At 74.2% G+C, this 14,357-nt stretch carries 13 protein-coding genes; 6 read left to right on the forward strand and 7 right to left on the reverse strand.

Annotation, left to right across the window (positions count from 1 at the left end; genetic code table 11):
- Positions 1 to 16 precede the first annotated feature (16 nt).
- Both ACZCLJ_RS12935 and ACZCLJ_RS12940 read right to left on the reverse strand, forming a co-directional pair.
- Positions 17 to 1,432, reverse strand: coding sequence for a lactate/malate family dehydrogenase (locus tag ACZCLJ_RS12935; RefSeq protein ID WP_463103994.1), 1,416 nt, complete (start codon positions 1,430 to 1,432; stop codon positions 17 to 19).
- A gap of 134 nt (positions 1,433 to 1,566) precedes the next feature.
- Positions 1,567 to 2,487 carry a LysR family transcriptional regulator gene (locus ACZCLJ_RS12940; RefSeq protein WP_251153008.1) on the reverse strand — a complete coding sequence of 307 codons (921 nt, stop codon included), beginning with the start codon at positions 2,485 to 2,487 and terminating at the stop codon, positions 1,567 to 1,569.
- A 213-nt stretch (positions 2,488 to 2,700) separates the two neighbouring features.
- Between ACZCLJ_RS12940 and ACZCLJ_RS12945 the strand changes: the two genes are divergently transcribed.
- Positions 2,701 to 3,009, forward strand: coding sequence for a CBU_0592 family membrane protein (locus tag ACZCLJ_RS12945; protein ID WP_251153007.1), 309 nt, complete (start codon positions 2,701 to 2,703; stop codon positions 3,007 to 3,009).
- A 61-nt stretch (positions 3,010 to 3,070) separates the two neighbouring features.
- On the opposite strand, the gene ACZCLJ_RS12950 is transcribed toward ACZCLJ_RS12945, so the two are convergent.
- The 4 genes from ACZCLJ_RS12950 to ACZCLJ_RS12965 form a co-directional block, all read right to left on the reverse strand.
- Positions 3,071 to 3,499 (reverse strand): DUF1761 domain-containing protein, encoded by a 429-nt coding sequence (locus ACZCLJ_RS12950; protein ID WP_463103995.1) that lies wholly within the window; start codon positions 3,497 to 3,499, stop codon positions 3,071 to 3,073.
- Between the two features lie 94 nt (positions 3,500 to 3,593).
- Entirely contained in the window at positions 3,594 to 5,735 is a 2,142-nt protein-coding gene (locus tag ACZCLJ_RS12955; RefSeq protein ID WP_463103996.1) for an MSCRAMM family protein, read from the reverse strand.
- 81 nt (positions 5,736 to 5,816) lie between these two features.
- Positions 5,817 to 6,752 (reverse strand): endonuclease/exonuclease/phosphatase family protein, encoded by a 936-nt coding sequence (locus tag ACZCLJ_RS12960; protein ID WP_463103997.1) that lies wholly within the window; start codon positions 6,750 to 6,752, stop codon positions 5,817 to 5,819.
- Positions 6,749 to 7,978 (reverse strand): pyridoxal phosphate-dependent aminotransferase, encoded by a 1,230-nt coding sequence (locus ACZCLJ_RS12965; RefSeq protein WP_463106407.1) that lies wholly within the window; start codon positions 7,976 to 7,978, stop codon positions 6,749 to 6,751. The genes ACZCLJ_RS12960 and ACZCLJ_RS12965 overlap by 4 nt, the downstream gene beginning before the upstream one ends.
- 111 nt (positions 7,979 to 8,089) lie before the next feature.
- Here ACZCLJ_RS12965 and ACZCLJ_RS12970 point away from each other — a divergent pair, with 111 nt between their 5' ends.
- The 3 genes from ACZCLJ_RS12970 to ACZCLJ_RS12980 all read left to right on the forward strand — a co-directional run bounded on the left by ACZCLJ_RS12970 (position 8,090) and on the right by ACZCLJ_RS12980 (position 11,448).
- Positions 8,090 to 8,671, forward strand: coding sequence for a DnaJ family domain-containing protein (locus tag ACZCLJ_RS12970; RefSeq protein WP_463103998.1), 582 nt, complete (start codon positions 8,090 to 8,092; stop codon positions 8,669 to 8,671).
- A gap of 9 nt (positions 8,672 to 8,680) precedes the next feature.
- A complete protein-coding gene (locus ACZCLJ_RS12975) occupies positions 8,681 to 9,922 on the forward strand; it encodes an alpha/beta hydrolase (RefSeq protein ID WP_463103999.1) in 1,242 nt (413 codons plus the stop codon).
- Positions 9,923 to 9,999: 77 nt separating this feature from the next.
- Positions 10,000 to 11,448, forward strand: a complete 1,449-nt coding sequence (locus ACZCLJ_RS12980; protein ID WP_463104000.1) for a nucleobase:cation symporter-2 family protein — start codon at positions 10,000 to 10,002, stop codon at positions 11,446 to 11,448.
- Positions 11,449 to 11,519: 71 nt separating this feature from the next.
- On the opposite strand, the gene ACZCLJ_RS12985 is transcribed toward ACZCLJ_RS12980, so the two are convergent.
- Positions 11,520 to 12,065 (reverse strand): low molecular weight protein-tyrosine-phosphatase, encoded by a 546-nt coding sequence (locus ACZCLJ_RS12985; protein ID WP_251153001.1) that lies wholly within the window; start codon positions 12,063 to 12,065, stop codon positions 11,520 to 11,522.
- A gap of 118 nt (positions 12,066 to 12,183) precedes the next feature.
- On the opposite strand from ACZCLJ_RS12985, the gene ppk2 reads away from it, so the two are divergent.
- Both ppk2 and ACZCLJ_RS12995 read left to right on the forward strand, forming a co-directional pair.
- Positions 12,184 to 13,092 carry a polyphosphate kinase 2 gene (ppk2, locus tag ACZCLJ_RS12990; RefSeq protein ID WP_251153000.1) on the forward strand — a complete coding sequence of 303 codons (909 nt, stop codon included), beginning with the start codon at positions 12,184 to 12,186 and terminating at the stop codon, positions 13,090 to 13,092.
- 48 nt (positions 13,093 to 13,140) lie between these two features.
- Positions 13,141 to 14,046 carry an SDR family oxidoreductase gene (locus ACZCLJ_RS12995; RefSeq protein ID WP_251152999.1) on the forward strand — a complete coding sequence of 302 codons (906 nt, stop codon included), beginning with the start codon at positions 13,141 to 13,143 and terminating at the stop codon, positions 14,044 to 14,046.
- The last annotated feature ends 311 nt before the right edge of the window (positions 14,047 to 14,357 follow it).

Here is a 14,357-nt window from a genome sequence, read left to right on the forward strand (position 1 = left end):
TCGTTACGGTCTTCGCTCAGCCACGGCCGGCGTGCTGTGAGATCGCCGCGCGCTGCACGACGACGGACTTCACCGTGGCCAGCCGGCCCACCGCCCGCTCGAGCGCGCGCGTGCGGCGCTCCGTCGCGCTGAAGGTGACGTCGATGCGACCGACCCGGCCGCCGTCGACGGCCGGCCGTGTCGCGAGCGAGTCGAAGCTCACGCCGCGCGTGGAGAACACGCCGGTGAGCGCGGTGAGCGTCCCGGGCCGGTCGTCCCCGTGCACGGTCGCGACCCAGTCGACCTCGGCCGCCGTGCGCTCGTCGGTCCGCGGTGCGGACCGCTCGGCGAGCTCGGTGGGATCGGCCGGGCCCTCCGGGCGTCCTGTGACGGCGGCGAGCATGTGCCCGACGCCGTCCGCCGCCTCGGCGAGGCGGCGCGCCTCGTCGTCGGGCAGGGGATCGAGGAGGATGCGCGTCCAGCCCTCCGGTCCGAGCACGAGCGGAACGCCGAGGACCCCCCGGAACGGCTCGCCCGCGACACCGGTCGAGACCTCGCCGTCGAGGGCGACCTGGCCGGCGACGACGATCTCGCGCCCGTCGAGGAGCGTCTCCACGAGGTCGACCGTCGCGCTCGCCGTCCCCGCCGGGGTCTTGGCCCCGGACTGGTGGGTCATCCACGGCCGGGTGACCGTCCGCAGGTCGGCAGGCCACGAGTCGATGAGGTCGAACGCCGCGCCGATGTCCTGCGCGGCGACGGCCGCGAGCTCGCGCTTCGCCGCGGCGATCTCGTCGGGCAGGACGTCGAGGGACCGTCCGCGGCGCAGGGCCGCCACGGCGCGACGACGCTCGTCGAGGTCGAGGCCGCTCACCCGGACGGTCGACCACAGCGGCACGGCGTCCTCGCCGTGCTGCCCGCCGACGAAGCCCCCGACGCGGTGCCGCCGCACCCCGAGCTCGACCGCGATCTCGCGGCGGAACCGCAGGGTGTCGAGCCATGCACCCATCCCGAGCACCCGGTGCCGCCCGAGTCGTCCGGCCATGACGGCGACGCCGAGCTCGACGGGGTTCGTCACGACGAGCACGACCTCGTGGCCGGACCCGTACCGCGCGATGGCGTCGGCGTGCTCGGCGAGGACGGCCAGGTTCGTCGCCGCGAGCAGGCGGCGGTCCGGGTCCGCTCCGGCACGTGCCGGAGCCGTGAGACCTGCGGCGACGACGATCACGTCGGCCACGACGTCGGCAGGGGAGTGCGCGACGTCGAGCAGCGGCGCGTGCTCGTCGTAGGCGTCCACGAGGTCGGCCCGCAGCCCGTGCACCGCGCGCGCCGACGAGCCGTCGCGCCGTCCGACGAGCTGGAGGCGCGACGTCGGCGGCAGGACCCGCCGCTCGACGAGCTGCGTGCACACCTGGCGCCCGACGTCCCCCGTCGCGCCGATCACCGCTACGTCCACCCCGGCAGCGTACGTCGCAGCGTGTCCTACCCGGCCCGACCGGATGCGACCCGTTGCCGCGCGAGCGTCGGCGAGCCGACGTCGCCCCGCTGGGCGACCATGACGAGGACGGCCCCTGCTCTCGTCTCGCGGCGTCAGGCGAAGGAGATCTCCGCCGCGGCGTCGACCATCTCGTCGAGCACCGCGCTGACGACCGGCCGCGGCTCGTGCCGGGTGGCGCGGTGCCGCGCGACGAGCCGGCGCGAACCGAGACCCGGGAGACCGACGACCGTGACGCCGTCGGGCACCTCGTCGGACGCGCCGCCCTCGACCGCGAGCGCCGGGAGCATCGCCACGCCGAGACCGACGGCGACGAGCGAGAGCGCGACGTCGAAGTCGTAGTAGAGGTGCTGCGTCCGCAGGGTGCCGCCGAGGCCCTGGGAGAGGCGGCGCAGCGCGCGCGCCGCGGCGGTGTCGGGCTGCGGGCCGAGCCAGACGGCGTCGCGCACGTCGTCGAGCCGAGCGGGCGTGGGCATCGACGCCGGGACGACGAGGCGCCAGGGCTCCTCGAGCAGGACGACCTCGTGCGTGCCGCGCGGCGCGGGTGCCTCCGCCGCCTCGAAGTCGCGCTCGAGGAGGACGACGTCGAGCTCGCCGGCGCGCAGGAGACGCAGCGCCTCGGCGGGCTCGCGTTCCTGCACGGCAAGGTCGATCCCGGGCGACGTCTCGGCGAGCCGTGCCGCGACGGGGGCGACGACCGCGCGGATCGCGGACTGGAAGGCGCCCACGGCGACCCGACCCGCGACCTCGTCACCCAGGGCGGCGAGCTCCTTGCGCGCCTCGACGAGCTCGGTCTCGATGCGCTCGGCAACGTCGGCGAGCACGCGCCCGGCCGGTGTGAGGGTCACGCCGCGAGGGCCGCGGTCGAGCACGAGGACGCCCTCCTCGGCCTCGAGCCGCTGGATCTGCTGCGAGACCGCGGAGGGGGTGACTCCTAGCAGGTCCGCGGCCGCGAGCACACCTCCACCCCGGTGCACGGCAAGGAGGAAGGCAAGTCTGCGTGGGTCCGTCGCCATGTAGCGATACTAAACGGCTGGTCCAGCAACGTTCGATTGTGCTGAACGAGATTCCGCCCCACACTGGTGCACGGCGCCGATCGGTTTCCTCCTCCTTACGGGTCGGCGCCAGAGCTTCGCACCACCCGCGCCACCAGCCACGAGCCCGGAGCGCACAGCCACCGCAGCGTCGCGGAACCCCCTCCACCCACCTCCTCGTCGCCGGAGTCTGCTGTGCCCATCACCCTCGACACCTTCGTCATGTTCCTCGGCTGGATCGGCGCCGCCGCCGGCGTCGTCGCCTACGCGCAGGTCACCCGCGGCCGCTGGGCCGCGTCGTCCGCGCCGTTCCAGCTCACCAACCTCACCGCCGCCGGTCTCATGGGTCTCGTCGCGGCGGCCAACGGCGTGTGGCCGTCCGTCTTCGCCAACCTCGTGTGGATCGTCATCGGCGTCCAGGCCGTCGTGCTCATCGTCCGCGCCCGACGCCGCCGGGTCGTGGCGCCGGTCGCGGTGCCGGACGAGGTCGAGCTCGCCGCCTGACGACGGCGTCGAGCGCTGAACACCGGCCGCGAGTGCGTCGCTCGCCGCGACACGGCGGGTGTCAGACGCCGCCCGGTGGGATGAGGCCGATCAGCAGGCCCATGACCAGGAGCGTCACGAGCTCGTGCGCGCAGTTGAGCACGGTCAGCCCCACGGGCCGGCCCTCGAACGCGTCGTGCGTGACGAACCGCGCGGCCGTGAAGCCTGCCCAGAGCACGAGCGCCGTCAGCACCGCGTTGCCCAGGTAGCCGCCGCCGTAGAACGACCACGCCAGGTAGGTCGCACCCGCGAGCACCCAGGCGGTCACGAAGCTCACGACGAGGGTGACCACGATCGGCACGACGGCGTCCCGGCCCTCCCCGGACGGTTCCACCTTCGCGACGCGCGTCCAGTAGGTCCCGAACACCTTCGGCGTGTACCAGACCGATCCCACGAGCATGCTCGACACCGTGGCGGCCAGGACCGCCCAGTAGTTGATCTCCGGAACCATCGGACCGCTCCTTCGCCGTCGACGCCCTTGGTCGGAGCGTATCGACCACGGCCGCGGGGTGCGCGGAGTGCGCGGCGCCCGACGGCCCGCGCCGTCAGCGGTCGGACCGTGCCGGTGTCCCGGCTACGGGTGCCACCGCCGCCACCGCGCGAGCGCGTCGCCGGGCGGTCGCTGCGAGCACGCCGCCGACCACGACCAGTCCGAGCGCCGCCGCGAGGAACGGCGACGTCGTCGTCCCGGTCGCGGCGAGCGGGCCCCCGCTCTCGTCACCGCCGCCGGTGCCGGACGTTCCGCCGCCCGGTGTGCCGCCCGGCCCAGTCTGTCCGGGCGGCCCCGTCTGTCCGGGTGGGTCCGTCGGCCCGGGCGGGTCCGTCGGCTCGGGCGGGACGACCTGCGCGAGCGAGAAGTCCTGGTCGAGACGGCTCTCGCCGGCGGCGCTCAGCGTCGTCTGCCGCTCCGTGGACGTCGCGGTGTAGCCGTCGGGCACCGTGAGGACGATCGAGTAGTCGCCCGGGGCGAGGTCGCCGAGGAAGTAGGTGCCGCCTGCATCGGTCACGAGATCGACCGGGCCGCCCGGTCCGTCGACCGTCACGGTCGCTCCGGGCACGGGGACGCCCTCGTCGTCGGTGACCACGCCGCCGACCGCGCCCGGTCGCGCGAGCGCGAAGTCGACGTCCGTGACGTCCTCCGCCGCGACCGTCACCGTCTGCGTCGTGGGGCCGTCGGCCGTGTAGCCGAACGGGACCTCGACGCTCACCGTGTACTCGCCCGGTGGGAGGAGGTCGGTCGCGTAGGTGCCGTCGGCCGCGGTCGGGACCGTGACCGTGCCGCCCGGACCGGCGACCGACACGACGGCGCCCGCGACCGGCGCACCGCCCGCCGTGACCGCCCCCGACAGCGACGGCGGCGACTGGACGACGAAGTCGTTGCCCGTGCTGGGTGCCTCCTCGCCCACCTCCACCGTGATCGCCGGCGGCGTCGTCGTCACCGTGTATCCCTCCGCCAGGTCGGTGAGCGCGAACGCGTACTCGAGCGGCTGACCGGCCTCGACGTCCCACGCCACGTCGTCGATCACGTACCCGCCCTGGGAGTTCGTGACCGCCGTGAGCGGCGCACCCCCGCCCGCCGGCGTCAGGGTGACGGTGGCTCCGGGGACGGGCGTGCCGTCGTCGGACAGGACGGTACCGCTCACCGCGATCGGCCGGATCTCGCGCGCCGCGAGGTCGACGCCGGTCGCGTCGGTCTCGGAGAGGTCGACGCCCGCCACCGTCGGGGACCCGGAGGGGACGAGGCCGAACGGGAAGTCGCCGCCCGCCGCGGGCAGGGCGGTCAGCTCGACCGCGTACCCGTCCGCGGCGGTGTAGCCGAGGAAGGAGTAGGTCCCGTCGGCGGCGGACGTCGTCGTCGCGAGCGCCGTCCCGTCCGGGCCGAAGAGCGTGAGGGTGGCGCCCGGGACCACCGAGCCGGTGGGGGCGCCCGCGGCGTCGACGAGGTCGACGACGCCCGTGATGTCGCGCGCCAGCGACGCGAACCAGGTCTGGTAGACCGGGAGGCCCGACCGCTGGAAGAAGAAGACCGTCAGGCTGGTGACGGAGACGGTGGGCCGGAACCAGCCTGCCGCGCCGGACGTGTCGGTGGCGGCCGCGTTCCCGATCACCTCGCCGGTGACCGGGTCCCACGTCGCGACGTCGGTCGCGCTGCCCGTGCACGACGGCCCGGGCGTCACAGCGCAGTAGTTGAACCCGCCCTGCCAGCCGAGCTCGGCGCCCGTGAGCAGCCCGCCGCCCTCGCCGCGCGCGATCACGACGGCCCGGTCGGCGTCGATGTCACCCAGGACGAACGCCCATCCGCCCGCCGGCGTGGGCCGCTCGAACGTGTAGGTCGTGGTGGACGGCGAGATGGCGTTGTCCGCACGCGGCCGCAGGTTGAGGTACCCCTGCCCCTGGCTGGACCCGAACACCGCACCCGGTGGGGTCGCGGTGCTCAGCCAGCTGCTCGCGCCCGACTGGACGCCGACCTGCCCGCCGCGTGAGTCCGAGGTCACGGTCGCGGCGGGGAAGCCGCCGGCCGGGAGCTGCATCGTCGTCGTCCATCCGCCCGCCGAGCCGGTGAGCGGCTGCCAGTCCGCCCAGCCCGCCGTCGTCACGGCGCCCGCCGACGTCGTGGGGACGAGCGCCGCGAGCAGCACGAGGAGGAGCGTGGCGCAGCCAGCGAGGCCTCGTGTGACGTGGGGCACACCGCACACGGTAGGAGACGCCTGGCCTCACCGCGCGGGAAGCAGCGGCCGAGCCCGGCCGGCAGAGGGCGCGCGGGCACCTCAGCCCGGCACACCCTTCTGGTCGACGACGACGTCCACGACGAGCGCGCGATGGTCCGAGAGCCCCGTGTCCACGGCCACCGCGGGGCCGACCGGCCGCACGACCGGGCAGCCGGGACCGGTGTGGGCGAGCACGTGGTCGATCTGCCGCACCGGGTGGTCGACCGGGTGCGTGAGCCCGTGCGCGAGCGTGCTCCACCCGCTGAGCTCGGTGGGCTCGGGCGCCCGGAGGTTGAGGTCGCCGAGCACGACGAGCGGCCGGGGGAGCGGCGCGCACGCACGCACGAACGACCGGAACTGGTCGGCCGTGAACTCCGGCCGCGACGTCGTGTGCGTCGTGACGACGGTCAGCGTGCCCCAAGGGGTGCGCACCGCCCCCGCGAGCGCCGCCCGCGGCTCGTCCGGGACCACCCGGAAGGGGACGAGCCGACGAGCGCCCGGCACGGCGTCGCGGCGCCGCACCCGGGAACGCCACGGCATGCGGTCGAGCTCGAGGCGCAGCCATCGGTCGACGGGGTACCGGCTCACGAGCCCGATCCCGAACGACGCGACCCCGGGCATCCGCCGGGCACCGCGGCCCGGTCGACCTGCGGGTGCCCAGGCGCCGGACACGCCACGCAGCGTGGGGGACAGGTGGTGGTGCTCGGCGCCCAGCACCTCGGCGGCGACGGCGACGAGGTCGGCCCGGTGCGAGCGTGGCGAGTCGCGCTCGACCTCCTGGAGCGCGAGGACGTCGGCGTCCAGGGCGGCGACGGCGCGCGCGAACCGCTCGACGTCGACCGTCCCGTCGAGCGCGGCACCGTGCAGGGTGTTGAAGGTCGCGAGGCGGAGCGTCCCGGGAGCGCGCGGGGGCAGCGCCGTCGGTCTCGGCGCAGCCGTCGCGCTCGGCGCAGCCGTGGCGCTCGGCGGGGGCGTGGGGTGTCGCGGGGGCGTCACCGCTGCAGGGTGGCACGCCACGCGACGACTCGCTCGACGGCCTCGGCGACCGTCGTGGGCGCCGCTGCGAAGGAGAGCCGGACCCAGTCCCTCCCGTGCACGCCGTCGAAGTCGGTGCCCGGCGTGAGCGCGACCCCCGCCTCCGCCAGGAGCCGCTCGCACCAGGTCACGGAGTCCATGCCGTCGCCGGACACGTCGGCGTAGACGTAGAACGCGCCGTCGGCGGGGGCGACGCGCGACCAGCCGAGGTCGTCGAGGCGCGACAGGACGAGGTCGCGCGACGCCGCGTAGCGCGCGACGTTCTCCTCCGCGGCGGCGTAGCCCTCGGGCGAGAAGGCCGCGACCCCGGCGTGCTGCGCGAGCGCGGGCGGCGACAGCGCGACGTTGCCCGCGAGCGCGTCGACCGGTCCGACGAGCTCGTCGGGCAGCACGAGCCACCCGAGGCGCCAGCCCGTCATCGCCCAGTACTTCGAGAACGAGCTCACGACGACGGCGCCGTCGGGCGTGTACCGGGCCGCCGTCGGCGACCCGCCACCGATCGCCGAACCGCTCCGCGACACCAGGGGCGGCGATGTACGAGAGGAGGAGTCGTCGTCGTACACGATGCCGTGGTAGATCTCGTCGCTGACCAGCCGTACGTCGTGGTCGGTGCACCACGCGGCCACCGCCGCGAGCTCGTCCGGCAGGATCATCGTGCCCGTCGGGTTCGCCGGGCTCGCGAGCACCAGCCCGTCGAGACCCCCGCCGTAGTACGCCTCCATGAGCTGCGACACGGTCGGCTGGTAGCGCGTCTCCGGCCCGCAGTCGAGCTCGACCACCTCGCACCCGAGCGCGGCGAGGATGTTCTTGTACGCCGGGTAGCCGGGCCGGGCGAGCGCGACACGGTCACCGACGTCGAACGCCGCGAGGAACGCGAGCAGGAAGCCGCCCGACGACCCCGTCGTCACCGCGACGCGCGCCGGGTCCACCTCGACGTCGTACCAGCGGCCGTAGTGCTCGGCGATGGCGTGCCGCAGCGCGGGGACGCCGAGCGCCTCGGTGTACCCGAGGTCGCCGCTCTCGAGGAGCTCGATCGCGCGGCGGCGCACCACGTCCGATGCCCCGGTCGCGGGCTCGCCGGCGCACAGGTTGAGCACCGACGCCCCCGCGTCCCGGAGGCGGTTCGCCTCGGCCAGCACCTGCATGACGGCGAACGGCGGCACGTGCGAGCGCCGCGAGACCTTCATCGACCCGGACATGCCCCCATCATGCCGCCGCGGTCGCTCTGCCTAGGCTGGTACCGAGACGAAGCACCGAGCGATGCGACTGGAGGCACCGTGTTCCGCAGACGACGGAGAGTGCCCGACGACGACCCGGTCCGCCGCGCCGCGCAGTACCGCGTGGACCGCGAGGTCCAACGGGAGGACGCCGAGGCCGCAGCGGGGACGTCGGACGACGCGAGCCTCCCCGTCCGTGACGCCGGGGTCGACGACACCGGGACCGACGACGCCGAGACCGTCCGCACCCCGCGCCGGGTCCGACCGGAGGACCGCGCGCGCTACGTCGACGTCGTGATCGACCAGGCGATCCGACGCGGCGAGTTCGACGACCTGCCGCTCGCGGGCAAGCCCATCCCCGGCCTGACGGGCCGCCACGACCCGGACTGGTGGCTCAAGAGCGTCATCGAGCGCGAGCAGCTCACCGGGCTGGGGCCGCCCGCGATGCTGCTCAAGGCCGAGGACCGTGGCCTCGACGACCGCCTCGACCAGGAGCTCGACGAGCAGACCGTGCGCGACCTCCTCGCGGACTTCAACGCGCGCGTCGTCGACGCCCGCCGCCAGCTCCTCGGCGGGCCGCCCGTCGTGACGCCGACGCGCGACGTCGAGGCCGAGGTCGCGCGCTGGCGGGCTCGGCGAGCGCCCGGAGGACGCCGCTCCTAGGGTCGGTGCATGGCCGGCTGGGAGCCCGACGTCCTGGGCGACGACTACGAGCAGCTCACGCTGCCCCTCGTGCCCGACGACGAGGGCGACGTGGTCGCCACGCTCGTGCGGCGCCGTCGGGCGGGGGAGGGCGAGCCGGGCGCCGGCACCCCGGGTGGTCCCGAGCCCTACCTCGACGTCCTCTACGTCCACGGCTGGTCCGACTACTTCTTCCAGACCGAGCTCGCCGAGTTCTGGGAGGCCCGCGGCGCCCGGTTCCACGCGCTCGACCTGCGCAAGTACGGCCGCTCGCTGCGCCCCGGTCAGACGCCCGGGTACGTCACGGACCTCGCCACGTACGACGAGGACGTCGAGGCGGCCCTGGACGCGATCGGTCACGGCGTCCGGCGCACGAGCCGTCGCCGCCTCGTCCTCATGGGCCACTCCACGGGCGGGCTCACGCTCAGCCTGTGGGCGGCGCACCACCCGGGGCGGGCGTCGGCCGTCGTGCTCAACAGCCCGTGGCTGGAGTTCCAGACGCGTGAGGTCGGCCGTCTGCTGCTCGAGCCCGTGATGGGCGCCCGCGCGCGCCTCACCCCGACCCGGCCGCTGCCGAACGTCGACCTCGGTTTCTACACGCGGACCGTGAGCAAGGACTTCGACGGCGAGTGGACGTACGACCTCGCGTGGCGGCCGCAGCACGGGTTCCGGACGACGCCCGCGTGGCTGAGCGCCGTCTTCCACGGCCACCAGCAGGTCGCGCGCGGCCTCGGCATCGGGGTGCCCGTCCTCGTCCTGCTGTCCACGCGCAGCACGCTCGCGCCCCGCTGGGCACCGGAGATGATGCACACCGACACGGCGATCGACGTGGACGGCGTCGCGCAGCGGTCCGTCCAGCTGGGAGACCTCGTGACCGTCGCGCGCATCGACGGCGCGCTGCACGACGTCGTGCTCTCCGCCCGCCCGGTGCGTGCGCTCGCGTACGGGCGCCTCGCGCAGTGGCTCACGGCGTACCTCCCGGCCCCGGTCCCGCCGGCCGACGACGAGGCCCCCGCGCCGGGTCCCGAGCAGCCCGGCGCAGGGTCCGTGGACGACGGCGCGTCCACCGGGCACGGGCCGCGTCGCCTCGTGCGCGCCCTGCACGGCTGGGGCCGCCGGGTCGCGCGGACCGCGGGGGACGTCGTCGGGCACGTCCGGGGACGGGCACGCGGACGAGCACGGGGGCGGGAGCGACGCCGCCAGACCCGTCACACCGCGGAAACGCGGCGGTGACCGTGCGGTGACGGCCCGGCCCTAGCGTGCGGTCGACGGCGGCCTCCGGCCGCCGACCGGACGAGGAAGGGCTGCCCATGACCCAGGCGACCGCGCGCGACACGGAGCGCACCACGGATCCCGTCGACGAGGTGCCGCGGCTCGCACGGCTCTTCCCGCTCGGGCTGCAGCACGTCCTGGCGATGTACGCCGGCGCGGTCGCCGTACCGCTCATCGTGGGCGGGGCGCTCGGCTACTCGCCGAAGGACCTCGCGTTCCTCATCAGCGCCGACCTGTTCGTCGCGGGCATCGCGTCGATCATCCAGTCGATCGGCTTCTGGCGGTTCGGCGTCCGGCTCCCGCTCCTGCAGGGCGTGACGTTCGCGGCCGTCGGACCGATGATCACGATCGGCACGACGTACGACATCACCGCGGTGTTCGGCGCGACGATCGCGTGCGGGCTCTTCATGATCCTCGTCGCGCCGTTCTTCTCCGCGCTCCTCAGGTTCTTCCCGCCGATCGTCACCGGGACGGTCATCCTCATCATCGGCGTGACCCTCATGGACGTCGCCGCGGGCTGGATCACCGCCCAGGGCGAGAGCGCGGCGCCGTCGGACCTCGCGCTCGCCGCGGGGACGCTGCTGTTCGTCGTGCTCGTCGAGCGGTTCGCGCCGCCCGCGCTCGCGCGCGTGTCGGTCCTGCTGGGCCTCGCGCTCGGCACGCTCGTCGCGCTGCCGATGGGCAAGGTCGACTGGTCGGGCGTCGGCGACGCGGGCTGGTTCGCTCTCGTCACGCCGTTCCACTTCGGCCTCCCGACGTTCCCCCTCGCGGCGGTCCTCTCGATGCTCGTCGTCGGGCTCGTCATCATGACCGAGACGACGGGCGACATGATCGCGGTCGGCGAGATCGTCGAGAAGCCGGTGACGAAGAGGCGCCTCGCGGACGGCCTGCGCGCCGACGGCCTCTCGACCGTGATCGGCGGCGCGTTCAACACGTTCCCGTACACGGCGTTCGCGCAGAACGTCGGCCTCGTGAGCCTGACGAACGTCAAGTCGCGCTACGTCGCGACGATGGCGGGCGGCATCCTCGTCGTGCTCGGTCTCGTCCCGAAGGTCGGCGCGGTCGTCGAGGGCGTGCCGAGCGCGGTGCTCGGCGGCGCGGGCGTCGCGCTGTTCGGCATGGTCGCGGCGTCGGGCATCCGGTCCCTGACCAAGGTGACGTTCACGAACAAGAACATCCTCGTCGTGGCCGTCTCGCTCGGCGTCGCGCTCCTGCCGACCGTGAAGCCCGAGATCTACGCCGAGTTCCCGCAGTGGTTCCGGCTGATCTTCGACTCGGGCATCAGCTCGGGCGCGATCTGCGCGATCCTGCTCAACCTGCTGCTCAACGGCGACCAGCTCCGTGCCTCGCGGGACGGGTCGCGGCAGGACGAGCAGGAGCTCGCGCCGCACGACGCGCTGCGCGGCCCGGCCCCCGCGGTCACGTCGTACGAGGAGGCGACCTCCGCGCCGTCGGGCGAGCCGCAGCCGGGTACGCCCGACCGCTGACGTCGTGGGGGAGATGGGCCCGGTTCCGACCGCGGGACCGGGCCCATCTCCCGCCCACAGCGTGTCCCCGGTCAGCGGAGCGCGGCGCGCACGTGCTCGACGATGCCGTCCGCCGCCGCCTCGACCTCCGCCAGGCAGTCCTCGAAGTCCTGCGCCCCGCCGTACCAGGGGTCGGCGATGTCGAGGACCGACTCCGTCCCACCCGGTTCGACGTGCGGCGCGGCCGGGTCGAACGACCGGTACATCCGCAGGCGGTCGGCGAGGTCCTGGATGCCGGGGCGCTGCCCGGGGCCGCGCCGACCCTCGACGAGGCGGCGGAGCGCCCGCGCGTGCTGCGCCGTCATCGCGAGGACGAGGTCGCGCGACGCGAGGTCGTCGGGCCGGACCTGACGTGCGCGGTGCGTGCCGTCGACGGCATACCCGTGCTCGAGGAGGACGGTCCGCGCCCGGCGGTCGATCGGGTTCCCGCGCTCCTCGTCGCTCACCCCCGTCGAGTCCACCACGACCCGGTCGCCGAGCCCAGCCGCCTCGAGGCGGTCGCGGAGCACGATCTCGGCCATCGGTGAGCGGCAGATGTTGCCGGTGCAGACGGTCATGACACGGTACGGCTCGGGCATGCCATCATTCTGCCCGCCGCAGCCGCGTCCGCTGCCGGGAGCGCCCGGTGGCGCCAGCGCGCCGGAGGAAGCAGGTTGGACCTGCGGGGCGAACCCGTCGAGCACCGAGGAGACCTGCATGACCGTCGTGAACCCCCCGAACGACCTGCGCGAGTACATCGAGTTCCTGCGGGACCGCGGCTACACGGTCCGCGACGGGCACTCGCCCGACCCGGACCTCGTCGACCCCGAGGGGAACCCGGTCTACACGTGGCAGGAGGGGTACCCGTACGAGTCGCTCATGGACCGGGACGAGTACGAGCTCGAGAAGTACCGGCTCCAGGTCGAGCTGCTCAAGTTCCAGTACTGGCTCGAGGACAACGACCGGCGCGCGATCATCCTCTTCGAGGGCCGTGACGCGGCGGGCAAGGGCGGGACGATCAAGCGGTTCACGGAGCACCTCAACCCGCGCACCGCGCGCGTGGTCGCCCTGTCCAAGCCGAGCGACCGCGAACGCGGCCAGTGGTACTTCCAGCGCTACGTCCAGCACCTGCCGACGGCGGGCGAGATCGTGATGTTCGACCGCTCCTGGTACAACCGCGCGGGCGTCGAGCGCGTCATGGGCTTCTGCACCGACGAGGAGTACCGGACCTTCATGACGCAGGCGCCCGCGTTCGAGCGGATGCTCGTCGACTCCGGCATCCACGTGACCAAGCTGTGGTTCTCCGTGTCCCGCACCGAGCAGCGCACGCGGTTCGCGATCCGCCAGCTGGACCCCGTGCGGCGGTGGAAGCTGTCCCCGATGGACCTGGCCTCGCTGGACCGCTGGGAGGACTACACGGCGGCCAAGGAGGAGATGTTCCGGAGCACCGACAAGCGGTACGCGCCGTGGACGATCATCCGGTCCAACGACAAGAAGCGGGCGCGGATCAACGCGATGCGCCACTTCCTCACCCGGTTCGACTACGACGGCAAGGACCACGCCGTCGTCGGGACACCCGACCCGCTCCTCGTCATCCGGAGGAAGAACGAGCCGGCCGACGAGTAGCGCCCGGCTCGTCGCGCACCTGCGCGGGGTCGCACCTACCGTGGACGCATGACCATCAGGGCGGGATCCGGGCGCATCGCGGTGACCGGTGCGAGCGGCCTGCTCGGCTCGAAGCTCGCGTTCCGGCTCGCGGCCGAGGGTGCGCCGCAGCGGCTCGTCGTACGAGACCCCGCGCGCGCGCCGAACCTCGGCGACGACCCGCTGCCCGAGTCCGACGTCGCGGTCGTCGAGGACTACACCGACACGCCTGCGATGGTCCGGGCGTTCACGGGCTGCGACACGGTGTTCCTCGTGTCCGCGCGCGAGGACGCGGACCGGGTCGCCACGCACCGGGCCGCCGTCGACGCGGCGATCGTCGCGGGCGTCGGGCGGCTCGTCTACGTCTCGTTCGTCGGTGCCGCCCCGGACGCCGTGTTCACGTTCGCGCGCGACCACTGGCACACCGAGGAGTACGTCCGGGGGACCGGGCTGCGCCACACGTTCCTGCGCGACAACCTGTACCACCGCGGCCTCGCGCTCATGGTCGGGGACGACGGCGTCATCCGCGGTCCGGCGGGGGACGGCCGCGTGGCCTCGGTGTCGCACGACGACATCGCCGACGTGGCGACCGCCGTGCTCCTCGACGAGCGCCCGCACCGGCACGACGACGCCGTCTACGACCTCACCGGCCCCGAGGCCCTGACGCTCACCGAGGTCGCGGCGCTGCTCTCGGCCGCCTCGGGACGGGAGATCACGTACCACCCCGAGACGGTCGAGGAGGCCTACGCGTCGCGTGCGGGGTACGGCGCGCCGCCGTTCGAGGTCGACGGGTGGGTGTCGTCGTACACCGCCATCGCCGCGGGCGACCTCGCACGGGTCAGCGACACCGTGCGGCGCTTCACCGAGCGCCCGGCACGCTCGTTCGCCGGCTGGCTCGACGACTACCCCGACGAGTGGGCGCACCTGCGCCGCTGAGGACGTGGTCACGGGGGTTCTTCTCCGTGCGCGAAAACCTCTGGCGCGGTCCGCGCGGTCGGACGTACCGTCGTCGTACACGCGAAAGGAGGTGATCCGAGAAGTGAAGACTCTTCGGACTCGTGAGGTGGTTGCGCGCTAGTCGTCGCGCAACCGATTCGACTGACGGACCGGATGCGGTGAGCCCGTGAACCGGGCGGGACCTCCCGAAGGGAGGTTCCCGACGGCGAGCGAGTACCACGCGACCACCGGGGCCCGCGGGCGTCGTGCCCTCGTCCAGCACGACAGGGGAGGTCATCTCTCCGGCCCGC

This window comes from Cellulosimicrobium sp. So1_17, from assembly GCF_055181235.1.